The following is a 22,959-nucleotide window of genomic DNA, read 5'->3' as shown; positions in this document are numbered from 1 at the left end:
CTCCGTGTTGCCGAGGTATCCCTTTGAAGTGTAATCCTTCACCGGCGAGGCGGTGGAAAATATTCCGCCCGGGACGGGTTAGCGGGCGCTCCCCGCGGCGATGACTTCCAGTCCCACCCGCTGCCCCCACGACAGCTCAAGGGTGTTACCGTCCGGGTCGGCAAAGAAAGCGAAATAGCCTACCGGATCGCCCAACTGCTCCGGTTCCCGACGCAAAACGCCTTCCCGCCGCGCCTGAGCGACTTTCTCATCGATCTCCGCCTGGGTGGCGCAGGCGACGCCGAGATGGCCGAACGGACCCAGCGGCGTGTCGGCAGGGTCATCACTTTGCACCAGCACCAGGGCGAAAGGTCGGGTGCGATCGCTGAGCCACGCCACTTTACGCGCCGAGGGGAGGTCGGGTTCGCGCTGGTGAATAACGGTCATCGCCGTATAGCGGGTATAAAAATCGATGCTGCTGGCCAGACAGCGGACGGTAAAGGCGACATGGGTAAAGCCGACATCAACATTTTGCATGGATGATTCTCCCGAGGTGAACGATGTCTCGACTTTACAACCTCAAGTTAACTTGAGATCAATCCGCGATGTATCCCTGCGTGCCCACCAATTTTTACAGGGGATTATCCACCGCCAGGCGCCTCTGCCGTCGGCAGGAAAGCCAACAGTGGCGCTGGCGAGCGCATGAACGAATCAGGCCGTTATATGGAGGATACTGCCGTCGGGCGTTTTTAGCTGGTGTGGCGAGGCGGGATGGTCAATAATGCCGGCCGTCTCTCAATACCCCTATAAGATGTATGAAAAAAACGATCTTTTCACTGGCGCTGGGCACTTTCGGACTCGGCATGGCGGAATTTGGCATTATGGGCGTGCTGCCGGACATGGCGCGCGATGTCGGGATTTCCATTCCCGCCGCCGGCAATATGATTGCCTGGTATGCCTTCGGCGTGGTGATCGGCGCACCGATCATGGCGTTGCTCTCCAGTCGGTTTTCGTTGAAATCGGTGATGCTGTTTCTCGCCGCCCTGTGCATTCTCGGCAATACCCTGTTTACCTTCTCCAGTAGCTACGCCATGCTGGCGCTAGGCCGGCTGGTTTCCGGGTTTCCCCACGGGGCGTTCTTTGGCGTCGGCGCGATTATCCTGTCGAAAATCGCGCCGCCAGGGAAGGTGACCGCCGCGGTGGCCGGGATGATTGGCGGCATGACGATCGCTAACCTGGTGGGCGTCCCCGGCGGCACCTGGCTTGGGCATCACTTTAGCTGGCGCTATACCTTCGCACTTATCGCGGTGTTTAACGTCGCGGTGTTTCTGGCCATCTGCTGCTGGGTGCCCACGCTGTATGACCGGGCCAGCACGCGGCTGCGCGAGCAGTTCCGTTTTCTGGCTTCCCCGGCGCCGTGGCTGATTTTTGCCGCCACCATGTTCGGTAACGCCGGGGTGTTCGCGTGGTTCAGCTATATCAAGCCCTTTATGCTCAACGTCTCCGGCTTTGCCGAAAGCCGGATGATGCTGATTATGATGCTGGCGGGGCTGGGTATGGTGGTTGGCAATCTGTTCAGCGGTAAAATTTCCGGGCGCTACAGTCCGCTGCGCATCGCGGCCATGACTGACGGGGCGATCGCCGTGACGCTGCTGCTGATCTTTGCCTTCGGGGAGCATAAAGTCGCTTCGCTGACGCTGGCGTTTTTCTGCTGTGCCGGGCTGTTTGTCCTGTCGGCGCCGCTGCAGATCCTGCTGCTGCAGAACGCCAAAGGCGGCGAGATGCTGGGGGCGGCAGGGGGGCAGATCGCCTTTAACCTCGGGAGCGCCATCGGCGCCTTCTGCGGCGGAATGATGATTGCCCAGGGCTTCGGCTGGAACAGCGTGGCGCTTCCCGCCGCCACGCTGTCGTTTCTGGCGATGAGCGCCTTGCTCATCTACGGTCGCCATCAGCGCCGACAGGTTTGCTAACGACGCTTACTCACGCCAGGGTTCGCCGAGCGTCAGCATCAGCCGGTTGGCCCAGGCGAAAAAGGCCGCTGACTGCAGCAGATCCAGCTGGGCCAGGGTATCTAAGCCCTGCTCATCAAGCGCAGCCAGATGGCTGGCTTTCAGCGCGGGCGGCGTCACCGACAGCGCGGCGGCGGCATCGATCTCCGCCTGCCAGCGCGGCGACTGCCCGCCGCGCAGATCTTCTCCCGGCGTCACCGCCAGCAGCGTGTCGACGGCGGTCTCGTCCTTCGCCAGCTGCGCCGCTTTGCGGGCATGCACCGAGGCGCAGTAAATACAGCCATTGATTTTACTGGCCACCGTGGCGGCCAGTTCACGTTCGGCGCGCGGCAATCCCCCTGGGGTATAGAAAATGCCTTTATCAGTCAGCGTCCGCTGCTCCAGCACTGGCTGGTTGCGCGCCAGCAGGCGGAAGTAAGGCGAATCGCTATGGCCATATTTGGCCAGGATCGCCTGTTCTTCAGGACTAAATTCCGCCAGCGGTTTATCCGCCAGCCAGGGTTCCCAATGCAGTTCATCACGGGTGAAACGCACCGGGGCCGCTTTGCCGCTCTGAGTTTGTGGGGTGGTGTGCCAGTACCCGGCCACCACCGGCGTGTCTGCGCTGACGATGGGCTGATGGTTGAGCGCCCGCAGGCCCAGCAGCAGGCGGCTTTGGAAGCCGATAAAGGCCACCAGCTGCGCCAGGGTGACGATGCCCCGCAGGCTCCAGCCTGCTTTTGTCAGAGCGTGCAGCGCGGCGGGGGTCGCTTCGACAGGAGTGAAGGTCAGCAGGCGGGCAAAGGCCAGCGCCGGAACCAGACGGTCCGTGGTCGGGTCGGCAAGGCCGAAGCCGGCATAGTGCGCCGCCAGCGCGTCCGCCTGGTGCAATTTCGCCACCTTCGCGGCCACGGCGAAGCGTTCATCAAGAGGAAAGTCAGTATCCTGCTGGCTGAACAGCACTTCATAACTTCCCTGGGCGTGACGGGTGGCGGCGTCGCGGATTGCGCGCGCCTGATCGAGCGGGGAACCGATGGCGATCTCCGCCAGTTCGGCCAGAATATCCTGACTCAGCGTCATGGTGACTCCTTATCTGATGTGGGGGGCAATATGCTGGGCGATCAGCTCAATGGAACGCAGCGTATCCCGGTGCGAAGGCTCCACCGAGTGCACCTGAAACGAAATATCGGTAGCGCGGGCCAGCACGCTGTCTTGCGCCAGGGAGGCGATAACATGCTCAGGATCGCCGACGTGGGCATCCAGCTGCTGCAGATAGTCGGTGACACTGTCACCTTCTATCCGATGACCCGCTTCCCGGTGCTGTGCCGCCTGTTTGCGCAGGCCGGGTTCGGCGATCTGCAGGGCGTGGGCGTGGCTGTCAGCGACAAAGGCGGTGCGCGAGGCGAGGATCCGCGGCGCAACGCCGTCCGGCAGCGCCGACAGATAGGCGTCGATGATCGGGTTCTGAATGGCGTCCAGCGGCAGGCGCGGCTCACCGGGCGGCCGGGGCTGCGTGCGGGACAGCATCAGCCCGTGTCCCGCCTGACCGGCACGGATGGCGCCCTCCACCGAGAAGGTGGCGATCCAGATTCGCGCCGCCAGTTGCGGCGCCGGCGGATAGAGATGGTTGTCAGGGTGGCTGAGGGTGTCGCCGCGCCAGGCGCTGTGGATCAGGTGCAGATGGTCGGCAAACACCGCTCCGCGCTGCTCGCTGGTCAGGCCGAAGGGCAGAAATGAGGTTGGCGTGCCGCCGGAGCCAAACCCCACCTCCAGACGCCCGTCGGTGAGTAAATCCAGCACCGCCGCGTCTTCGGCGACGCGTAGCGGATTTTCCATCGGCAACGTGATAATCGCTGTACCGAGACGAATGCGGTCAGTCTGCGCCGCCACGTGGGCGAGAAACACCAGCGGGGAAGGCAGGCCGCCTTCCTGTTCATGAAAATGGTGTTGGGCAATCCATGCGCTGTCGAAGCCGACGCGCTCCGCGTGGCGGATCTGTTCGGCCGCCAGCCGGTACCGCGTTTGCGCAGAGCCCTGATCGAGCAGACGGGTAAAAAAGCCGAGGCGTTTAGGCATTATGCGTTCTCCGTATAGGGCTGCGCTAAGCGGGGGGAAACCTGGGGGATAGCGGCGATCAGCTCGCGGGTGTAGGCCTGCTGCGGGGCGGCGAACAGGCGGCCAACGTCGCCATGCTCCACCACCTGGCCGGCGCGCAGCACCGTGACGCTGTCGGCAATCCGCCTCACCGTCGCCAGATCGTGGGTAATGAACAGATAGCTCAGACCAAGCTGCTGCTGTAGCTGCTCTAGCAGGGCGAGGATCTGCGCCTGAACGGTGACGTCGAGCGCCGAGGTCGCTTCGTCAAGGACCAGGATCGCCGGCTCGAGGATCAGCGCCCGGGCAATCGCCACCCGCTGCCGCTGGCCGCCGGAAAGCTCCCGCGGCGTCCGCGACAGCAGCTCCGGGGCCAGTGCCACCCGCGCGGCGACGCTCTCCACACGCTGGCGACGCGTCGCCGCGCTGAGGCGCTCAAAGTTTTTTAATGGCTCTTCGATAATCGCGAACAGCGTCTGGCGCGGGTCGAGCGAAGCGAAGGGGTTCTGATAGACGAACTGGATTTTGCGCCGCAGCTGACGCTGCGCCTCGCGGCTAAGATGCCCGGCGTCAATACCGTCGATGGTCACCTGTCCGGCGTCGGCGCGCTCGAAGCCCAGCAGGATCCTCGCCAGGGTGGTTTTCCCGGAGCCGGACTCGCCCACCAGCGCATGGGTGCTGCCGCGCCTGACCTCAAAGCTGACGCTGTCGAGCGCCTGCAGCGCCTGTTTGCCCAGCGAGAAGCGTTTGCTGATCCCGTCGACGCGAATGGCCGGCGTGGCCAGCGGACGAGGACGATCCGCCGTCAGCCTCAGCGGCGCGTCCTGCAGATCGCGGAGCAGCTGGCGGGTGTAAGGGTGCTGCGGACGCCGGACAATCGTCTCGGTGGCGCCTTGTTCCTGAATCTCGCCCTGGCGAAACACCATGATCCGGTCGGCGCGTTCGGCGGCCAGCGCCAGATCGTGGGTGACAAACAGCACGGCGGTTCCCGACTCGCGACGCAGGATATCGAGCAGGTCGAGAATGCGCTTCTGCACCGTGACGTCAAGGGCGCTGGTAGGCTCGTCGGCAATAATCAGATCCGGCTGCAGGGCAATGGCGATGGCGATCAGCACCCGCTGCTTCATCCCGCCCGACAGCTGATGCGGGTACTGGTCAAGACGCTGTTCCGGGTGGCTGAGCCCGACTTTAGCGAGCAGGTTGAGGACCTGCTGCCGGCGTTCGGCGGCGGAGAGGGATTGATGCAGTTGCAGAATCTCTTCCACCTGCTGACCAATGGTTTTTACTGGGTTAAGCGAATTGCCTGGGTCCTGCGGCACCAGGCTGATGCTCACTCCGCGCAGGCGGTTCAGGCGTTTTGCCGACCAGTCGCTAATCACTTCGCCATTGAGAATAATTCGCCCGGCGTCGCGGCGGGCATTATCCGCCAGCAGGCCGATAATCGCCTGCGCGGTAGTGGTTTTCCCCGAGCCAGATTCCCCAACGAAGGCCAGCATTTCGCCGCGCTGAATGGAAAAGCTGACGTTATGCACCACTTCGCGCCATTCGCCCCGCGAGCGGTAGCTGATGCGCAGATCTTCAACAGACAGAACGTTCATGGGCGTACTCCACTCCACTGGCGGCTAAGACGATTGGCGGCAAGGACCACCGCGACCACGGCGAGGCCGGGGAAGGTGGTCAGCCACCAGGCGGTCGACAGGTAATTACGACCTTCGGCGATCAGTAATCCCCACTCCGGGACCGGCGGCGGGGTGCCGTAGCCGAGGAAGCTGAGGGTGGCCAGAGCCAGCATCGCCTGACCAAACTGCAGCGTTGCGAAGGCGAGCACCGCGGTGAGCGAGTTGGGCAGGATATGACGCCAGAAGATGGCGAGAAAGGTGCCGCCGCTGCCCCGGGCCGCTTCGACGTAATCGCTGTGGCGCACGCGCACCACTTCCGCCCGCGCCAGGCGCGCGAAGCTGGCGATAGCCGCGACGCCGACCGCCACCGCCGCATTCACCGTGCCAAAACCCAGCAGAATGATCACCGTCAGCTGCAGCAGCAGCGAGGGGATGGCCAGCAGGACATCCACCAGGCGCATGAGGGTGGATTCCACACGTCCGGCCAGTGCCCCGGCGAGGGTGCCAAGGGCGGTGCCGACCACCAGGCCGATGGCGACGGCGATTAGCGCCGCCGACAGAGAATGTACCGCGCCGTAAACCACCCGCGTCCACAGGTCGCGGCCCAACTGGTCGGTGCCCAGCCAGTAGTGCGCCTGCGGCGCCAGGCGCTGAGCGCCGGGGATCCCTTCCAGCGGGTTAGCGGAGGTAAACCACTGTGGGGCAAGGGCCATTAACAGGGCGGTGATCATCACCGCCCACGCCAGCCACAGGCCTGGCTGCAGACGCACTCTGCGCCACTCCGGGCGGCGGCGAACCGCGATGGCATAGTCGACCAGGCTCATTTCACACCTCCGGTCTGTAATTGGAGTCGGGGATCCAGCCGCGGCATGACCAGGTCGACCAGCAGGTTGATCAGGACGAAACCGAGGGCGGAGATCATCACCACCGCCTGCAGCACAGCAATATCCTGGTTATTGACCGCCTGCTGGGTCAGCTGCCCGAGGCCGCTACGGCCGAAGACGGTCTCGGTGATCAGCGCCCCGGCAATCAGCTCGCCCAGCAGCAGCCCGGCTATGTTCAGCGCAGGCAGCAGGGCGTTACCCATCACATGGCGCCAGAGGACGCCGGTTTCGCTCATTCCCTTGGCGCGGGCGACCGCGACGAAGGGCTGAACCGCCACCTGATCCATGCTGCGCATCAGGATCTGCGCCAGCGGGGCGGAGATGGGCAGCGCGACGGCGATAACCGGTAAAATCAGCCCTTCCAGCGGACCGGGGTTGATCACCGGGATCCAGCGCAACTGAAACGAAAAGAGCTGGATCAGGGCGATACCCAGCCAGAAGGTGGGCAGCGAGATAAACAGCACCGGCAACGACTGCAGGAGGTTGCTCAGCCAGCGCAGCCCCGGCAGACGCGAGGCGAAGGCGAGGGTGAACGCCAGGATCACGGCCAGCAGGAAGGCCGGCAGGGCGAGGCTTAAGGTATCCGGCAGGTTGCTGGCAATCAGGCTACTGACCGCCAGACCCGCCTGCAGGGAATAGCCAAAGTCGCCGTGCAGCATTGCCAGCAGCGTGTGCAGGTACTGGCGCCACAGCGGGCTGTCGGCGCCGTAGGCCAGCCGCATGTCGGCGATTTGCGCCGGGCTCAGACCGAGGTCCGGGTTCTGAAACTTGATCAGCACCGCATCCCCTGGCAGCACCTGCAGCAGGAAAAAGGTGAGGGTAAAGGCCGCCCACAGGACCAGCAGCCCCTGACCGAACCGTCGCAGAAGATAAGCGCTCATATCCGGCCTCTTAATGTTTATCCAGCCAGGCGCTGTAGAACGACGGACGACCGACGGCCTCGAAGCTGACGCCTTTCACCCACGGCGCGCCGGCGAACACCTGCGGCTCTTCGAAAATCGGGATCACATAGGCGTTATCGATCAGATAGCGCTGGGCATCGCCGGTTAACTGCAGGCGCTGCTGTGGCTCCACCGCCGCGGAGATGCCGGTCAGCAGATCGTTCAGCTTATCATCGCGGAAGTGCTGTACTTTATCGCTGGAGCCGCCTTTCTGCAGCAGCGCGTCGAGGTTGTTGGGGAAAAACATGCTTTTTACCACATCCGGATCGGCGCGGCCCACTTCCGAAACGGTGAGCGGCGTTTTCTGCGGGTCGAGGTTGTCAAGCGTACGGCTGCCGGCATCCCCGGCTTTGACCGTTAACGCGACTCCCACCTGGCGCCATTGCTGGGCGATCAGCTGCAGCACCTCTTTATTCTGCGGCTGCGGGAGCGACTCATAGACCGTCAGCGCCAGCCGCTGCCCGTCTTTGCTGCGAATCCCGTCGGCGGCCGCTTTCCAGCCGGCCTCATCCAGCAACTGCCGGGCTTTGGCCTGGTCGAAGGTCAGTTTATCGCTCAGATTGACATAGCCGGCGGCAGAGCTGGCCAGCACGGAGGTGGCTTGCGGGTAGTTAGCGGAGAACAGCGTCTCCACCACCTGTTTGGCGTTGGTGGCATGGAGCAGGGCCTGGCGCACCCGCAGGTCGGCGACCAGAGGGTTATCCGGGCGGAAGCTCAGGCTGTCGTTGACCCCGCGGGTAGGGGCGGCGTAGACCTTAAATCCCTGATCGGTCGCCTGCTTTTCATCGTAGGCCTGCACCTGGCGAATAAAGCCCGCCTGACCGGCCAGCAGCGCGCCGATGCGCACGCTGTCTTCCGGGGTCACAATATAGGTGATGCCGTCGAGGTTGGCGGGCCCCTGCTGGGCGATGTTTTTCGGCCCCCACTGATAATCCTTGCGCGCCACCAGCGTCAGCTCGCGGCCCGGTTTTTCATCCTGCACCACAAAGGGACCGGAGCCGATGATATGCCGGGCATCGCCCAGCTCCTCAAAATTGCGCTGCAGGGTGCTGAGGGACACCAGACCGGAGCCGATGGTGGCGGTCCCTTGCAGGAAGCCCGGCGACGGTTTGTTGAAGTAAAATTTCACCGTCAGCGGGTCGATCACTTCGCTGCGCTGGTAGTTATTGATCACCTCCGAGACAGGCAGGCGGTGGGCTTTATCGCCCAGCCCATAGGTGTCGAAGTTTTTGGCGACGGCGGCGGCATCCAGCGGCGTACCGTCCGAGAAGGTGACCCCTTTGCGCAGGTGGAAAGTGTACTCGGTTTTATCGGCATTACTGGTCCAGCTCTCGGCGATCCACGGCTCAATCTCCAGCGTTTTCGGGTTCTGCCAGGTCAGCTTGTCGGTGATCTGATTGAGAATGCCGCCGTTTGGATAAAAGCCGCCGGCGGGTGGATAGAGATTGGTGTGCGGTTGCTGCTCCAGATAAATTAAGGTACCGCCTTTAACCGGCGTGTCGGCGGCCCAGACGGAGAAGGCGCCGGAAAGAAACAGCGCGGCCAGCGCGGGCAGGCGAAAATGACGATGCATGGTGAATTCCTTTGTTATCTATTGTGTTGCCATCATCGGGCGCGACTAAAAACAAAGGAACCAAGGAATTGCGCTAAGCATTTGCGGAAATTGCATTTACTTTTCGCGGCGGGAAGCGAGGGGAAGCGCCTCTCCCGGGCGGGAGAGGCGCTGGCGATTAGCTACGCAGATCGATAACCATACGGCCGCGGATCTGACCCTGCTCCATCTCTTTAAAAATGGCGTTGATATCTTCCAGCGGGCGCAGGGTGACTTTCGGCACCACTTTGCCTTCGGCGGCGAACTGGAAGGCTTCCACCAGATCCTGACGGGTACCGACCAGCGAGCCGACCACTTCGATGCCGTCGAGCACCAGACGTGGAATATCGAGGCTCATTGCTTCCGGCGGCAGGCCTACCGCCACCACGCGGCCGCCGGCGCGAACGGCATCCACCGCCGAGTTAAAGGCCGCTTTAGCAACCGCGGTCACCACGGCAGCATGCGCGCCGCCGGTTTTTTCCTGAATCACTTTCGCCGCATCTTCATTGCGCGAGTTGATGGTCAGATCGGCGCCCATCGAGGCCGCCAGCTCCAGCTGGCCGTCGTTGACGTCGATGGCGATCACTTTGGCGTTAAAGACATTCTTGGCATACTGCAGCGCCAGGTTGCCCAGGCCGCCGAGGCCGTAGATAGCGATCCACTGGCCCGGTTTGATGTGGGAGACCTTAACGGCTTTGTAGGTGGTGACCCCGGCGCAGGTGATGCTGCTGGCGGCGGCGGAGTCGAGGCCGTCCGGGACTTTAACCGCGTAGTTGGCGGTGACGATGCACTCTTCCGCCATGCCGCCGTCGACGGTATAACCGGCGTTTTTCACCGAGCGGCACAGCGTCTCGTTGCCGCTGTTACAGTATTCGCAGTGGCCGCAGCCTTCGAAGAACCACGCCACGCTGGCGCGATCGCCCGGCTTCAGGGAGGTGACGCCAGGGCCGACTTTTTGTACTACCCCGATCCCTTCATGACCAAGAATAACGCCGGTTTTATCGCCAAAATCGCCGTTTTTCACGTGCAGGTCAGTATGACACACGCCGCAGCATTCCATTTTCAACAGCGCTTCGCCGTATTCCAGCGGGCGCAGCGTTTTTTCCGTAACGTTAACCTGATGGTCGTGGGTAACAACAGCTGCCTTCATGCCTGTCTCCTTGTGAGGGGAATGATTAATTTTATTAATGCAATACTACCTAATAAGGATTAGACGCTATGGGGAAAAAAACAAGGCGCTTTAGTACAGGATGTGGTTTTTTACTACAACGATAGCACAAAATTCAGACAATACCTCTAATTTTGGTAGGTAATAATAGCGTCACTGAATGGTCATGTTTTCTTCATCACTCAACACTATTGTTTTGCGCATCAATTTCTTATAACAACAGAGTGATACAACAATGCATCTGGTCAAAACGCTCCTCACTGCCGGTCTGCTTTTTTCCGCCGCCGCACAGGCTCACAATGTGCTGGAATTCCCGCAGCCGGAAAACAATCCCGAAGAGTTTTACGCGGTTACCGAGATCCCGGCTGGCGGGATCATTAAGTATGAAACCGACGCCAAAACAGGATTTATCATCGCCGACCGCTTTCAGTCGATGCCGGTGGCTTACCCGGCAAACTACGGTTCATTAACCCAGTCGCTGGCCGGGGATGGCGACCCGCTGGACGTGGTGTTTTACACCCGCGCGCCAATGGCCCCGGGCACGCTGATTAAGCTGCGGCCGATCGGCGTCCTTAAGATGGTAGACGGCGGTGAGAAAGACGACAAAATCATCGCCGTGCCGGCCAGCAAAATTGATCCCACCTATGACGATATCAAGACCATCGCCGATCTGCCGAAAATCGAGCAGCAGCGGCTGGAGGCCTTCTTCCGGGTCTATAAAGAACTGCCGGAGGGGCGGAAAAAGGTCGAGCTAGCTGGGTTTAATGATGCCGCCGCCGCGAAGCAGGAGATCAAATCGGCCTGGGAAGCCTGGAAGGGGAAGAACCCGCAATAATATTTATCGCGGGCGGAGTCCGGCGCCCGCAGCATTCCATCATCCGATACGCTACCCAGCCGTACTGGAGGGGTTATCCTCTTGACGCGTCCTGCAATAGATGGTTGTATAATACAACTATATCTTGATCTGGACGCATCGCTATGGCTGACACCTCCTTAATCCAACAGATCCGTACCGCCTCACGGTTAATGGTGCGCGAGCTCGGTTTTATGAACACCACGCTGGCCGCCACCCACTATTCGCCGTCGGCGGTGCATACCCTGCTCGAAGTGTCGGTGAGAGGGGCGATGACCGCCGCCCAGCTGGTGACTTTGCTGGGCCTGGAAAAATCGAGCGTCAGCCGGATGGTCGCCCGTCTGCTGGCGGCCGGGGAGCTGGAGGAACGTCCCTGCGCGGAGGACGCGCGGTCTAAATCGCTGGCGCTGACCGCCAAGGGGCACGATACGGTGGCGATGATCAACGCGTGGGCTACCCGCCGGGTGGTGGAGACGTTAGGCCATCTGGATGAGCCGCAGCAGCGGACCGTCGCCAGGGGACTGGCGGCCTATGCGCAGGCGCTGGCGCAGTGTCGGGATACTGCGCTGGCGGATACGACCCCGCAGATTTCGCTGGTGACCGGCTATCAGCCGGGGATGATCGGTCGGATAGCCCAGATGCACGGGGAGTATTACGCCCGGCACCATGACTTTGGCGCTTTTTTTGAAGGCAAGGTCGCCAGCGGCGTGGCGGAATTTGCCACCCGGCTTTCCTCGCCGGCCAACCAGATCTGGCTGGCGATGCGCGAGGGGAAGATTGTCGGTTCGGTGGCGATCGATGGCGAGGATCTCGGCCAGCAGCAGGCGCATCTACGCTGGTTCATTCTCGATGACAGCTGTCGGGGAACCGGCATTGGCAGGCGGCTCCTCAGTGAGGCGATGGCTTTCTGCGATAGTCGTCAGTTCAGCGCCGTTCAGCTGTGGACGTTTAAAGGTCTGGACGCGGCCCGCAAACTGTATGAGTCCTTTGGCTTCACGTTAACCCGCGAATGGCAGGGGGATCAGTGGGGAAAGGTGATGACCGAGCAGCAGTTTACCCGGCCAGGCAACGCCGGCTAAGGGCGGGGTGCCTTAGCCGGCGGGGGGGCGAAGATTACCCCAGTTGATTTAGCAGCCGGGCGATCTCCTCTCGCCACTGCGCCTGCAGCGCAGGCTTTTGATGTTTCGGCTTACGGGCCATGTCGTCCGCCAGCCATTGCTCCAGAGCGATCAGGCGCGCCAGCAGCGCCTCTTCATCATCAGCCGCGAGTGACGGCTCCTGAGGTGAGTAGGCCACCGTCGGGGTGGAGGGCTGCGTCTGCAGACGGGCATAAACCTCTTCCAGACTGTGCCACTCCGTTAGCCCGGCGCGGTCGATCAGCCAGAAGCGGTTACAGCTTTCGCTAATAAGCTGGCGGTCATGACTAACCAGCAGCACGCCGCCGGGGTAGTCGCGGAGCGTCTGCGCCAGCGCCGCTTTGCCCTCCATATCAAGATGGTTGGTGGGTTCATCCAGCAGCAGCAGGCTGTAGCGCGCCAGCGACAGGCCGACGAACAGCAGCCGCGACCGCTCACCGCCGCTGAGAGTGCTGACCTTCTGACCATGCCTCGCCCAGCCAAATCCAGCGGCGATCAGCGCCCGTTTCCGGGTGTCCGCCGACGGGGCGAACGGCGTCAGGGCGTCGAGCAGGCTGGCATCGTCCGGCAACTGCGCCAGCGTCTGGTCGTAATACCCGGGGTGAAGCCGGGGGTGCAGACGCAGCCCCGGAAGAGGCGATGCGTCGTTCATCTGCTGCCACAGCAGGCGCAGCAAGGACGATTTACCGCCGCCGTTGCGCCCCATGATGGCCACGCGATCTCCGCTGCGCAGTCGCGCCACGCCGGTGGTAAACAGGGCCGGCAGTCCCGGCGCGGGGGCCACCGGCAGCCTGTCCATCTCCAGCAGGCGGTCCGCCGGCAGGGCGTCCCCTTGCAACACCAGGCGCCACGGCGGGCCGACGCTGAGCTCAGTCTGCTCGTCTTTCAGGCGGGCGACCTGCTTCTCCATCTGTTTGGCTTTGCGGGCGAGATCTTCGTTGTCATACACCCGACCCCAGGTGGCCAGCCGCCGGGCGCTGGCGCTGACCCGGTCGATCTCTTTTTGCTCGGCCTTATGACGTAATGCGGCGCTTTCATCCTGCTCCTGCAGTGCCTGACGGGCAGCGCTGCAGGGCAAGGCGAAGCTGTGCAGCGTCTGGTCGCGAAGGATCCAACTGGCATTAGTTACAGCATCCAGTAAGGTGTTGTCATGTGACACCAGCACGAAGCTCCCCTGCCAGGTTTGCAGGAAGCTTTCCAGCCACAACAGGGTGGGCAGATCGAGATGGTTGCCGGGCTCATCCAGCAGCAGCAGGTCAGGCTGGCGGATCAGCGCCCGGGCCAGCAGCAGGCGCGTGTGCTGCCCGCCGCTTAGGGTGCTGGTTTGCTGCGCCATCACCGCCGGCGTGAAGCCCATCTGCGCCAGCAGGCGTTCGGCCAGCCAGCGCTGTGCTTCCCGGGCGTCGGCGGGTAACGGGGCCAGCACCGCCTGCAGCAGTGACTGCGAACGCAGCGCCTCCGGCAGATGCTGTTCAACGCGGGCCATCAGACACTGACCGGCGAGCGAGACGCTGCCCGAGGTGGGCGCGAGAGTGCCATCCAGCACCTGCAGCAGGGTGCTTTTGCCACAACCGTTATGGCCAATGAGACCGATACGGTCGCCTTTCTTCAGGGTGAAGGAGAGGGTGTTAAACAGCGGCCCAAAAGCCGTCTCCACGTGGAGCGCATGGGCAGTTAGTAATGTACTCATAGTCAACTTACTCAAGAGTTACAGGCATGCGAATGCCTCGTCAAAACTCGCTGACGATAACCCGGTAAGCCGGAGAGAAGGGATTCTGTGAAGGGTCTTCGCTCAAGCCAAAGTTATCGCAGCACGATACCGATAACGCTTGAGCTGGCGCCATTGCCTAAGGCATGTGAAACAATAAACATTTCACAATACAGCATGGGGGGCCTCCTTTTATATTCAGTTAGTGAATGGGTGATGGCAGTGTAGTGGGGAAAGGAAAAGCGCGCCAGTGACAAAACTGGCAGGGGGCGAGCGCGGCGCCCCTCAGAGTTTAGCGTACAAAGGGAAACCAATACGCTTTTGCCAGTACCGCTTCGGTCAGGGTATTAGCGTCAGTTATTTTTTGGCACTGGGCTTCGAGGACATCAGGTTTACCCTTCGGGAACCAGCGTTGAGAAATGTAAAGCGTCAGGAAAACAGTTTCACGTGTTTGCTCACAGTGATAGGCATTTTTAATGTTATCAATTCTTCGGAATCCATATGGGTCTCTGTATTCTATGTAAGTTTCAAAGTGGGATCTGGATTCAAAATAATTATCTGGTTCCATGCTTGCCCAGACAATACTGAGATAATGCTTATCATGAAGGAAGTAACGATAACGGGTTGTCTCTCCACCGGGAATAACGCCGGGGAACAATCCAAAAAAGATGAAAATCAGCAAAGATAGCATAACGGGAATAACCGGATGACGCAGTTTACGATGCGTTGATTTTCTCGTTGATAACAGCCAAATCAACGGTATAACGAGTGAGCAGAGAATAGCGACAAACGGTTTATAGAAGGTGTACAGACTATGTTCGATAAGATCACCAGCAACGGCATCATATGAACTGATTTCAAAGGGGGAATGCAGTGTTTCACCACTCAGTGAACATAAGCCATAGACTAACCCTGTTATTCCTGTCAGTGCTAAATATAAAATGATCATCCTATTCGTCATATTTTTTGTCGCAACCTGGTGGGGCATATTAACGTTCCTTGTTTGTCTTAGTAGTGAGGATCATTGAAAGTATTATCATTGATTTATTTAAAAAATAATGGGAAACCAGCGGGCGTGGTCGCGGGTATATTCCGTCATCGCCTGGGGATCCTTTATCGCCTGGCAGGGAGCCTCGAGAATATTCGGATACTCATCCGGATACCAATCCTCTTCGGTCGTTAAGGTAAAAAAGCGAGACTCCCGGTGGGTTTCACAGGTATAGGCGTTTTTAATATTGTCGGCTTTGCGATATCCCTTGGGATCGCGATATTCGATATACACGTTGTACTCAGAGCGGATACCCCGCCACGCGCCCGGCTCCGGTTTCTGCCAGCGGACCGTCTGGTAGTAGCGCTCCCGCTCGCCGTAGCGATAGACGGCGGTCTCCCCGCCGGGAATCACGTCGGGTCTGAGGAAGAAAAAAGCCAGTCCCGCCAGCAGCAGTAGCAATGGCGGGAGAAGGTGGGTCAGCGGCCGCTGCGGCAGACGGTTGACCAGCAGCAGCCACAGCAGCGGCGGGATCAGGCTGACGATAATAGCGAAGAGGATTTTCGCCGGCGTGTAGAGTTCATGCACCGACACCTCGCCGGCTTTCGCCGCGTAAAGCGCCTGCTTATCGCCGAAATACCAGTACTCGCCGTGAAAGCCGCTGATGGCGCTCACCAGCAGCAGCCCGCTAAACAACCCCAGCCAGACCCGTAATAGCGGTTGCAGAACCATTTTTTGCTGGCTCATTTATGGTGCCTCCACAGGAACGGTGGCGATCGGGCGGGCAATCATGATTGCCGTGTCGCTGAGCGCGTTCAGATCGCTTACCTGAGTACACTGGCGGGCCATGACCTGCGGATCGCGGTCCGGAAACCAGCCCTCATTGAATGACAGGGTGTAAAACTGGCTGTGCCGCTGTACTTCACAGCGCCAGGCGCGGCGAAGATTATCCCTGTCGACAGGCCAGCGCGGATCTTTCGCTTCAACAAAAATCTCATATTTAGAGGGCTGAGTGATACGTTGGTTAGAATTTGTCTTCATCCAGAAAATGGCAGTGTAATAAACGTTGTGTTTCCCGTACTGAATACTGGCATCCCGTCCGGGGGTGACCTCCGGATGGAGGAAAATAAAGATTCCGGCGGCAATCAGTACCATCAGCGGGAATAGCGGATGCTGTATCGGCCGCCAGGGAATATTACGCACCGCCAACAGCCAGACCAGAGTCAGAAATAACACGTAGAGCAGGGCGAAGAAGAATTTACTCGGCGTATAGATGACGATATCCACCAGATCGCCGGTAGCGGGCTGATACTGCTCAGCGCGCGGGGTGAGCATCCACATATCGCCGCCAGAGAGGCACAGGCCGGCGATGATGGCGATACTACCCGTGAGGAGTAAGACAATCCGGATCAGAATAGCCTTCGCTTTATTCGCGTCAGGGGTTAATTTTTGCATTTCACATTCCGTTGTGAGGGGGTGAGAAACAACTATTTTGCACAGCGGAGGGCGCGCGGCAAATGCTATCCGTTTTCTATTTTTACGATAAATGAATATGGGCGGAAAAGGCGTTTCTGTGGTGGGAAATATTATCCGGACGCTATTAATAACCGGGCCGATCGTTCGGCCCGGTGAGCGCGATTAAATTGAGGTGCGGCGGTAATTACGATATTCCGGCAGCCAGAAATTATCGCTGATGGACTGCAGCAGCGCTTCTGCGGAGGTTTTCACCGCCACGCCCTGCTCCTGAGCCACCTTACCGACCGCGAAGGCGATCGCCCGCGAGACGGTCTGGATATCCTTCAGCTCCGGCAGCACCGGACCTTCACCGTTGTTCACCAGCGGCGAGTGTTTCGCCAGGGTTTCGCTGGCGGCCATCAGCATCTCGTCGGTGACCCGCGACGCGCCGGAGGCGATCACCCCCAGACCAATGCCCGGGAAGATATAGGAGTTGTTGCACTGGGCGATGGGGTACTGTTTGCCTTTGACGGTAACCGGGGCAAACGGACTGCCGGTGGCGACCAGCGCCTCGCCGTCGGTCCAGCTCAGGATATTCTGCGGCGTGGCTTCCACCCGTGACGTTGGGTTGGAGAGCGGCATCACGATTGGCCGCGGGCAATGCTTGTGCATTTCGCGGATAATCTCTTCCGTGAACAGCCCCGGCTGACCGGAAACGCCGATCAGGATGTTCGGTTTCACGTTGCGCACCACGTCGAGCAGGGAAAGTACATCGTTAGTGGTATCCCAGCCCTGCAGATGTTCGCGTTTCTGCACCAGCTTGTTCTGGAACGGCAGCAGATTAGGCATGCCGTCGGTTAACAGGCCAAAGCGGTCAACCATGAACACGCGCTGGCGGGCCTCTTCTTCACTGAGTCCTTCGCGGACGATCTGGGCGATAATTTGCTCGGCGATGCCGCAGCCGGCGGAGCCCGCCCCGAGGAAGACAATTTTCTGTTCGCTCAGCTGACTGCCGGCGCCGCGGCTGGCGGCGATCAGCGTCCCGACGGTCACCGCCGCGGTACCCTGGATATCGTCGTTAAAGGAGCAGATCTCATTGCGGTAGCGGTTGAGCAGCGGCATAGCGTTCTTCTGCGCAAAGTCTTCAAACTGCAGCAGCACGTCCGGCCAGCGGGCCTTAATCGCCTGGATCACGTCGTCAACGAACTGGTAGTACTCGTCATCGGTAATACGCGGGTGGCGCCAGCCCATATACAGCGGATCGTCCAGCAACTGCTGGTTGTTTGTTCCGACGTCCAGCACGATGGGCAGGGTGTAAGCCGGGCTGATGCCGCCGCAAGTGGTGTACAGCGACAGTTTGCCGATCGGGATCCCCATCCCGCCGATGCCCTGGTCGCCGAGGCCGAGGATACGCTCGCCATCGGTCACCACAATCACTTTGACGTTATGGTTCGGTACGTTCTGCAGAATGTCGTCAAGATTATGGCGATTCTGGTAGGAGATAAAGACGCCGCGGGCGCGACGGTAAATCTCGGAGAAACGTTCGCAGGCGGCGCCTACCGTCGGGGTATAGATAACCGGCATCATCTCTTCGAGATGGTTGCCAATCAGGCGATAGAAAAGGGTCTCGTTGGTGTCCTGGATGTTACGCAGGTAAATGTGTTTGTCGATTTCTGTTTTGAATCCCTGATACTGGATCCACGCGCGTTCCGCTTGCTCTTCGATGGTTTCAACCACTTCCGGCAGCAGGCCAAGAAGGTTGAAACTGCTGCGCTCTTCCATACTGAAGGCGCTGCCCTTGTTGAGCAGGGGGAATTCAAGCAGAACGGGACCCGCGTAGGGGATGTACAGGGAACGGTTTTTCTTATGGGTAAATTGCATCGCACTAACTCCTTGATCGTGTCCACAGTCCCGGCGCGGCGATAAGCGAAGGGCGGGGGGAAAAGCAGCGGGCAGAGTATAGAGCAGAAGGTCTTCAAGCGGGTAAACAAGCCGTCAATTGCCATAAAAAAACACCATCCTGGCAACAGGACGGTGTTGTTTATCATCACTCAGGCTGAAAATTAACCACCGCGGCGTTTGCGGCCGGTAGCATGGATATGGTTGAGGGTGGTTGCTTCATCGCCTTCCAGCACCACTTTTTTCTGCTGGGAAAGCTTGTAGTTCAGACCGAGAAGATGACGTGCCTGATGGTTCGATTTCATTCTGACTCCTTTATCCTGTTCTGGTTTCAAGGGCAAACCCGGTGGTGACCGGATGAAATGTAACCCAAAGTTGGCCGCACGTTTTTTATGCGGCCACAGGTAGGGTGGTCCATTTTCAGGGCAATAGCAACCTCAGTGCGCCAGATTAAGAACAGTCTCCCTCGCGCAGCGCCGGCGTTACCACTTCATCTCGCCGGTATTAACTTTGGCGCTGAGCTCCAGCGAGCTGGTTTCCGCCAGCCCTGGCCACTGTGTCTCCATTGCCTTGATCACCCCGGCGGAATCCTTATGTGTCTGCAGCGCTTGCTCAAACTGCTGGAGGTAGGTTTTGGTAAAGCGCACCGCGCTGTCACCCTCCGGCGGCGTGCCGAGGTAATGTCCCGGGATCACCTGCTGCGGGTGCAGAGCAATCATCTGGTCCAGCGTAGTGCGCCACTGCTGTCGACTGGCCGGCGTCTGGGTGTCGGCGGTCCAGAGATGCATGCCCCAGGCCACGCCGGTGCCGCCGAGGATCGTTTTGTTCGCCCGGATCCAAACGAACGCCGCGTAGTCATGGGGCTGCATAATCGTCACTTTTTCGCCATCGATGGTAAAGCTGTTGGCTTTCAGCGCCTGCGGGACGTATACCTGCGTCGGCGCACCGTCTTTCATCTGTGGTCCCCAGTACGCCAGCTTTGCCGCTTTGGTGGCTGCAATATGTTTAACCACTTCCGGCGTGGCGACCACTTCCGCCTGCGGGAAGGCTTTCACCAGCGGCTCAAGGCCAAAATAGAAGTCAGGATCGCCGGAGGTGATCACAATCCGCGACAACGGTTTGCCGTTTTTCTTGATCATGTCTACCAGCTTTTCGCCGTCTTTGACGCTGAACTGGGCGTCAAACAGCACCGCTTCATGCGGGCCGGAAACGAGGGTGGAGTTGACGGCAAAAAGACCTTTCTCCTGAGGGTTGTAAGTCTGCAGCGTCAGCGGCGCCGCGAAGACCGCGCCGCTGAACAGGGCGGTGGCAATAGCAAGAGCAGATAATTTCATGATTCATTCTCAGTGACAGGGGAATGCGTAGCATTGTACGGATTTCGCCATTTGATAGAATTCCTGAAATAAGAGATGCTGAGTTTCATAAATCGTGCAGATGAAGGGGGCGTGATGGACAGGGTGATTGCGGCGCAGGTGTATCTGCGAATTTGCGAACTGGGAAGCCTCAGCGCCGCGGCGCGCGCGCTGGGGATGTCGCGCCCGATGGTCAGCCGCTATCTGGAACAGATGGAGAGCTGGGCCGGCGCCCGGCTGATCCATCGCTCAACCCGGCGGCTGACGCTAACCCCGGCCGGGGAGAAGGTATTGCTCAAGACCCGCGGCCTGACGCGGATCGCCGATGAAATCGCCGGCGAACGCCAGCGTGCCGACCCCAGCGGCACGCTGCGGGTGGCGTGCGCGCATTTTACCGCGATGCAGCTGATCTCCCCGCTGCTGCCGGATTTTCTTGCCCGTTATCCGCTGTTGCGTCTGGAGCTGGATATCAATAACCATCCGGTCAGCCTGATCGGCGAGCGCATCGACGTGGCTATTCGCATTACCGATAATCCGGAGGCGGGGGCTATCGCTCGCCGCCTCGGCGTGTGCCGGTCGCTACTCTGCGCTGCGCCGCGCTTGATCCGCCAGCATGGTCCGCTAACGACCCTTGACGATCTGCAACAGCATAACTGCCTGTTATACAGTCATTTTGCCGGCCAGCGCTGGCAATTCAGCGATGCACAGGGTCAGGAGGCGTCGGTGGCAGTGAACGGTAATCTGAGCGCCGGGATCTCTTCCTTACTGCTGGAGGCGGCGGTCGCGGGGTGCGGCATCGCGATGCTCCCCGAACTGGAGGCGCGGAGCGCGATTGCCAGCGGCGCGCTGGAGGTGGTGCTTCCTGACTGGACGCCGAAGGCGCTGAGCGTTTACGGCATCTATCTTTCCCGCGACTATCAGCCCGATGGGCTGCCGCTGTTTCTGGATGAGCTGCAGCGACGGCTGGGGGAGACGCTCGCCGATGCCTGAGCAACGGCGCCGCCTTCAGCGGCAGCGCCGGCGGGCGGTTGCCCTGCCGGAAAGCCGAGGATCAACCTTACTCATTACCCCACTGATTAAGGAAGTTGGCGATATCGTCAATACGGCGTTCGTCAATGGCCGCCTCGCGGGCCATCTCCTGCTGCGCTTCTTCATCAATCTCTTCGTTGTTGGTTAATCGCGCAATCAGCAGCTGAAAATAGCGCGCCAGCGCATCGCGTTCCTCATCCTTAACCGGGGCAGCCGCTTCGGTCTCGTATTCGTCCACGATGTCATAAAATTTCAGGGGAATGTCGTTACTCATCTGTCGTCCTCAGGATTGGCGTCAGGGCCGGGGTTAGCGCACAGCGGCGGGCGAGTATCATAGCACGCAGCCGGTAGGTTGCAGCAGAGGAAAAATCGCCGCGGCGGCGAGTCGAGAGGGCAGATATCGCTCCCCGGGGGACGGAGGGTAAAACCGGCGCGCGATGCCGCACGCCGGTCTGCCAGGAGGCTTAGACTACCCCGTCTCCACCGTCAGAGCACCACACCTGGCCGGAGGTATATGAGCAGGCATCGGATGCCAGGGTGACGTACAGCGGGGCGATCTCGACCGGCTGCCCCGGGCGCCCCATCGGCGTGTCTTTGCCGAACTGTTTCACTTTCTCGTCCGGCTGACCGCCGCTGGACTGCAGCACCGTCCAGTAAGGGCCGGGGGCTACGGCGTTAACGCGAATGCCGCGTTTTGCCACCTGTTTGGCCAGCGATTTGGTGAAGATCGCCAGGCAGGCTTTGGTCTGGGCGTAATCGAGGAGGATCGGACTGGGTTTATAGGCCTGCACCGAGGTGGTGTTGATGATCGCGCTCCCGGCCTGGAGATGGGGCAGCGCGGCGCGGGTGATCCAGAACGGCGCGTAGACATTGGTCTTAAAGGTGGCGTCAAAGTCTTCAGTGGTCAGCTCCTCAAGGGTCTCACAATATTGCTGACGTCCGGCGTTATTGACCAGGATGCTCAGGCCACCCAGCTGTTGCACCGCGTCGGCCACCAGCGACTGACAGAAGGACTCGGAGCGAATATCCCCCGGCAGGGCCACCGCGGTGCGGCCTTCGGCTTTGATCAGAGCGATGACTTCATCGGCGTCCTCTTGCTCCTCCGGCAGATAGCTTATGGCGACATCGGCCCCTTCGCGGGCAAAGGCGATCGCCACCGCGCGGCCAATGCCGGAGTCGCCGCCGGTAATTAGCGCTTTCTTACCGGCCAGCCGCCCGGTGCCGGTGTAGCTGGTTTCCCCATGGTCCGGTGACGGCTCCATTTCCGCATCCAGACCCGGCGGGTTCTGTTCTTGCTCCGGGAACTCCGGACGTGGAGCCGTCTCTTCTGGCAACATGGAGGTGGGTAGTTTCTTCATGGGCGGTTTTTCATCTTGCATAGTCATCTCCTTCAGACAGAACGGGCCAGCTGTAAGGATAGGTCAGGTTCCCCCATCGCCAGACCCCGGATGACTCACCCAGGGCCAGTGAATGGCCGCTAAAAGACGCATTGTTATTCCTTAACCGACTGATCCCCGGCGTATTTAAGCAAATAGCGCTGCGTTATCATTGCCGGGGTTAAATTAGGATTATTCCATCATGACTTAATGCGGGCTGGCTATTTTATTTGCTGCGCGGTGGAGATTTTTTAAAGGCAGAGAGGGAGACAAAGTGAAAAGGGGAATAATAGGATAATCCGCTACGCATGGATAATAATGGTATACCTCTTTGGTGTTAATTTTGGAAGGGTGGCAGCCCGGGATTAGTAGAAACATTTATTCATCAGATTATTTTCATTAGTTTACAAACGTGAACCAATGTCCGCAGTACAGTTCACAAGGTACATATAACCCAAAGCGAATAAGGGAGTTGCGTAAAAATTAATTTTTATTGCCGCTTCGCTGTGGTTAATTTATTTTATCGATGCGCTGGGTGATGGCCAAGATTAATTTGACTCCTGCGGGTATTCCTCTAGTGTTAGATATCGAGGGCGATGATTTGTAACAGGGTCATTTTCCATTTACCAACCGATATTGATCAAACCAAAGGTGAAAATTATGGCAGAGCATAGAGGCGGTTCAGGTAATTTTGCAGAAGATCGTGAAAAAGCATCCGAAGCCGGGCGTAAAGGTGGGCAGCACAGCGGCGGGAACTTCAAAAATGATCCTGAGCGTGCATCCGAAGCCGGTAAAAAGGGTGGTAAGAACAGCCATGGCGGCGGCCGTAAATCCGGCGACAGCTGATGACTGATGACCCGTGACGCCGTTATGACGGTGTCGGGAAAGAAACCTGTGGG

The 22,959-nt window shown here is 59.7% G+C and carries 23 protein-coding genes and 2 pseudogenes; 7 read left to right on the top strand and 18 right to left on the bottom strand.

The genetic code is table 11. The features are described from left to right. Nucleotides 1-78: 78 nt before the first annotated feature. A complete protein-coding gene (locus tag ABLU73_RS17250) occupies nucleotides 79-516 on the bottom strand; it encodes a VOC family protein (protein WP_004202671.1) in 438 nt (145 codons plus the stop codon). A gap of 278 nt (nucleotides 517-794) precedes the next feature. Here ABLU73_RS17250 and araJ point away from each other — a divergent pair, with 278 nt between their 5' ends. Then, nucleotides 795-1,949, top strand: a complete 1,155-nt coding sequence (gene araJ, locus ABLU73_RS17245) for an MFS transporter AraJ (RefSeq protein ID WP_348850316.1) — start codon at nucleotides 795-797, stop codon at nucleotides 1,947-1,949. A gap of 6 nt (nucleotides 1,950-1,955) precedes the next feature. Here the strand turns inward: araJ and ABLU73_RS17240 are convergent, their stop codons facing one another. The 7 genes from ABLU73_RS17240 to adhP all read right to left on the bottom strand — a co-directional run bounded on the left by ABLU73_RS17240 (nucleotide 1,956) and on the right by adhP (nucleotide 10,246). Beyond that, nucleotides 1,956-3,047 (bottom strand): alkylhydroperoxidase domain protein, encoded by a 1,092-nt coding sequence (locus ABLU73_RS17240; protein ID WP_004202667.1) that lies wholly within the window; start codon nucleotides 3,045-3,047, stop codon nucleotides 1,956-1,958. Nucleotides 3,048-3,056: 9 nt separating this feature from the next. Next, nucleotides 3,057-4,043: a putative FMN-dependent luciferase-like monooxygenase gene (locus ABLU73_RS17235; RefSeq protein ID WP_004202666.1), complete on the bottom strand. Its 987-nt coding sequence runs from the start codon at nucleotides 4,041-4,043 to the stop codon at nucleotides 3,057-3,059. Next, nucleotides 4,043-5,659, bottom strand: coding sequence for an ABC transporter ATP-binding protein (locus ABLU73_RS17230; protein ID WP_017900523.1), 1,617 nt, complete (start codon nucleotides 5,657-5,659; stop codon nucleotides 4,043-4,045). The genes ABLU73_RS17235 and ABLU73_RS17230 overlap by 1 nt, the downstream gene beginning before the upstream one ends. Then, nucleotides 5,656-6,504 carry an ABC transporter permease gene (locus ABLU73_RS17225; protein ID WP_017900524.1) on the bottom strand — a complete coding sequence of 283 codons (849 nt, stop codon included), beginning with the start codon at nucleotides 6,502-6,504 and terminating at the stop codon, nucleotides 5,656-5,658. The genes ABLU73_RS17230 and ABLU73_RS17225 overlap by 4 nt, the downstream gene beginning before the upstream one ends. Continuing rightward, a complete protein-coding gene (locus tag ABLU73_RS17220; RefSeq protein WP_004202661.1) occupies nucleotides 6,501-7,445 on the bottom strand; it encodes an ABC transporter permease in 945 nt (314 codons plus the stop codon). The genes ABLU73_RS17225 and ABLU73_RS17220 overlap by 4 nt, the downstream gene beginning before the upstream one ends. A 10-nt stretch (nucleotides 7,446-7,455) precedes the next feature. Next, nucleotides 7,456-9,078 (bottom strand): TIGR04028 family ABC transporter substrate-binding protein, encoded by a 1,623-nt coding sequence (locus ABLU73_RS17215; RefSeq protein WP_348850315.1) that lies wholly within the window; start codon nucleotides 9,076-9,078, stop codon nucleotides 7,456-7,458. Between the two features lie 157 nt (nucleotides 9,079-9,235). Next, the gene (gene adhP, locus ABLU73_RS17210) at nucleotides 9,236-10,246 is read right to left on the bottom strand and encodes an alcohol dehydrogenase AdhP (RefSeq protein WP_004202657.1); all 1,011 of its coding nucleotides are present in this window, start codon (nucleotides 10,244-10,246) and stop codon (nucleotides 9,236-9,238) included. Between the two features lie 253 nt (nucleotides 10,247-10,499). Between adhP and ABLU73_RS17205 the strand changes: the two genes are divergently transcribed. Then, the gene (locus ABLU73_RS17205; protein WP_004202655.1) at nucleotides 10,500-11,099 is read left to right on the top strand and encodes an inorganic diphosphatase; all 600 of its coding nucleotides are present in this window, start codon (nucleotides 10,500-10,502) and stop codon (nucleotides 11,097-11,099) included. Nucleotides 11,100-11,242: 143 nt separating this feature from the next. Beyond that, nucleotides 11,243-11,452 (top strand): annotated as a pseudogene (locus ABLU73_RS17200) (helix-turn-helix domain-containing protein); the annotation flags it as partial. 336 nt (nucleotides 11,453-11,788) lie between these two features. Here ABLU73_RS17200 and ABLU73_RS17195 read toward each other — a convergent pair. Beyond that, nucleotides 11,789-11,917, bottom strand: a pseudogene (locus ABLU73_RS17195) (hypothetical protein); the annotation flags it as partial. Here ABLU73_RS17195 and ABLU73_RS17190 point away from each other — a divergent pair. Then, nucleotides 11,867-12,196, top strand: coding sequence for a GNAT family N-acetyltransferase (locus ABLU73_RS17190; protein WP_323094953.1), 330 nt, complete (start codon nucleotides 11,867-11,869; stop codon nucleotides 12,194-12,196). The pseudogene ABLU73_RS17195 and the gene ABLU73_RS17190 sit on opposite strands and share 51 nt — an antisense overlap. 34 nt (nucleotides 12,197-12,230) lie before the next feature. Here ABLU73_RS17190 and ABLU73_RS17185 read toward each other — a convergent pair whose 3' ends face one another. From ABLU73_RS17185 to ABLU73_RS17165, 5 genes are all read right to left on the bottom strand, one after another. Further along, nucleotides 12,231-13,943 (bottom strand): ABC-F family ATP-binding cassette domain-containing protein, encoded by a 1,713-nt coding sequence (locus ABLU73_RS17185; protein ID WP_048324354.1) that lies wholly within the window; start codon nucleotides 13,941-13,943, stop codon nucleotides 12,231-12,233. 310 nt (nucleotides 13,944-14,253) lie between these two features. Further along, complete coding sequence (locus ABLU73_RS17180; protein ID WP_264924368.1) at nucleotides 14,254-14,949, bottom strand: hypothetical protein; 696 nt, start codon at nucleotides 14,947-14,949, stop codon at nucleotides 14,254-14,256. Nucleotides 14,950-15,009: 60 nt separating this feature from the next. Next, a complete protein-coding gene (locus ABLU73_RS17175) occupies nucleotides 15,010-15,696 on the bottom strand; it encodes a hypothetical protein (protein WP_087771009.1) in 687 nt (228 codons plus the stop codon). Beyond that, nucleotides 15,697-16,404, bottom strand: a complete 708-nt coding sequence (locus tag ABLU73_RS17170; RefSeq protein WP_160124743.1) for a glycosyl transferase — start codon at nucleotides 16,402-16,404, stop codon at nucleotides 15,697-15,699. Nucleotides 16,405-16,587: 183 nt separating this feature from the next. Next, on the bottom strand, nucleotides 16,588-18,285 hold the full coding sequence (locus ABLU73_RS17165; protein WP_004202648.1) for an NAD-dependent malic enzyme: 1,698 nt from the start codon (nucleotides 18,283-18,285) through the stop codon (nucleotides 16,588-16,590). Between the two features lie 78 nt (nucleotides 18,286-18,363). On the opposite strand from ABLU73_RS17165, the gene ABLU73_RS17160 reads away from it, so the two are divergent. Beyond that, entirely contained in the window at nucleotides 18,364-18,471 is a 108-nt protein-coding gene (locus ABLU73_RS17160) for a hypothetical protein (protein WP_032425875.1), read from the top strand. Here the strand turns inward: ABLU73_RS17160 and sra are convergent. Both sra and ABLU73_RS17150 read right to left on the bottom strand, forming a co-directional pair. Beyond that, entirely contained in the window at nucleotides 18,468-18,608 is a 141-nt protein-coding gene (gene sra, locus ABLU73_RS17155) for a stationary-phase-induced ribosome-associated protein (protein WP_004202647.1), read from the bottom strand. The two genes, ABLU73_RS17160 and sra, sit on opposite strands and share 4 nt — an antisense overlap. Before the next feature lie 177 nt (nucleotides 18,609-18,785). After that, nucleotides 18,786-19,637, bottom strand: a complete 852-nt coding sequence (locus tag ABLU73_RS17150) for a Vmh family MBL fold metallo-hydrolase (RefSeq protein ID WP_004202646.1) — start codon at nucleotides 19,635-19,637, stop codon at nucleotides 18,786-18,788. A gap of 114 nt (nucleotides 19,638-19,751) precedes the next feature. Here ABLU73_RS17150 and ABLU73_RS17145 point away from each other — a divergent pair, with 114 nt between their 5' ends. Then, a complete protein-coding gene (locus ABLU73_RS17145) occupies nucleotides 19,752-20,645 on the top strand; it encodes a LysR family transcriptional regulator (RefSeq protein WP_200982749.1) in 894 nt (297 codons plus the stop codon). A gap of 67 nt (nucleotides 20,646-20,712) precedes the next feature. On the opposite strand, the gene ABLU73_RS17140 is transcribed toward ABLU73_RS17145, so the two are convergent. Together ABLU73_RS17140 and ABLU73_RS17135 are read right to left on the bottom strand one after the other, a co-directional pair. After that, complete coding sequence (locus ABLU73_RS17140; protein ID WP_004202643.1) at nucleotides 20,713-20,958, bottom strand: YmjA family protein; 246 nt, start codon at nucleotides 20,956-20,958, stop codon at nucleotides 20,713-20,715. Between the two features lie 190 nt (nucleotides 20,959-21,148). Beyond that, nucleotides 21,149-22,063, bottom strand: coding sequence for an SDR family oxidoreductase (locus ABLU73_RS17135; protein WP_004202642.1), 915 nt, complete (start codon nucleotides 22,061-22,063; stop codon nucleotides 21,149-21,151). A 657-nt stretch (nucleotides 22,064-22,720) separates the two neighbouring features. Between ABLU73_RS17135 and ABLU73_RS17130 the strand changes: the two genes are divergently transcribed. Beyond that, the gene (locus ABLU73_RS17130; RefSeq protein WP_004143718.1) at nucleotides 22,721-22,906 is read left to right on the top strand and encodes a general stress protein; all 186 of its coding nucleotides are present in this window, start codon (nucleotides 22,721-22,723) and stop codon (nucleotides 22,904-22,906) included. Nucleotides 22,907-22,959 lie beyond the last annotated feature (53 nt).

It is taken from the genome of Klebsiella sp. GG_Kp175 (assembly GCF_040062325.1).
Taxonomy (GTDB): domain Bacteria; phylum Pseudomonadota; class Gammaproteobacteria; order Enterobacterales; family Enterobacteriaceae; genus Klebsiella; species Klebsiella quasipneumoniae.
The sequence above is the reverse complement of the archived record's forward strand: the minus strand, read 5'-3'. Positions and strand labels throughout refer to the sequence as shown.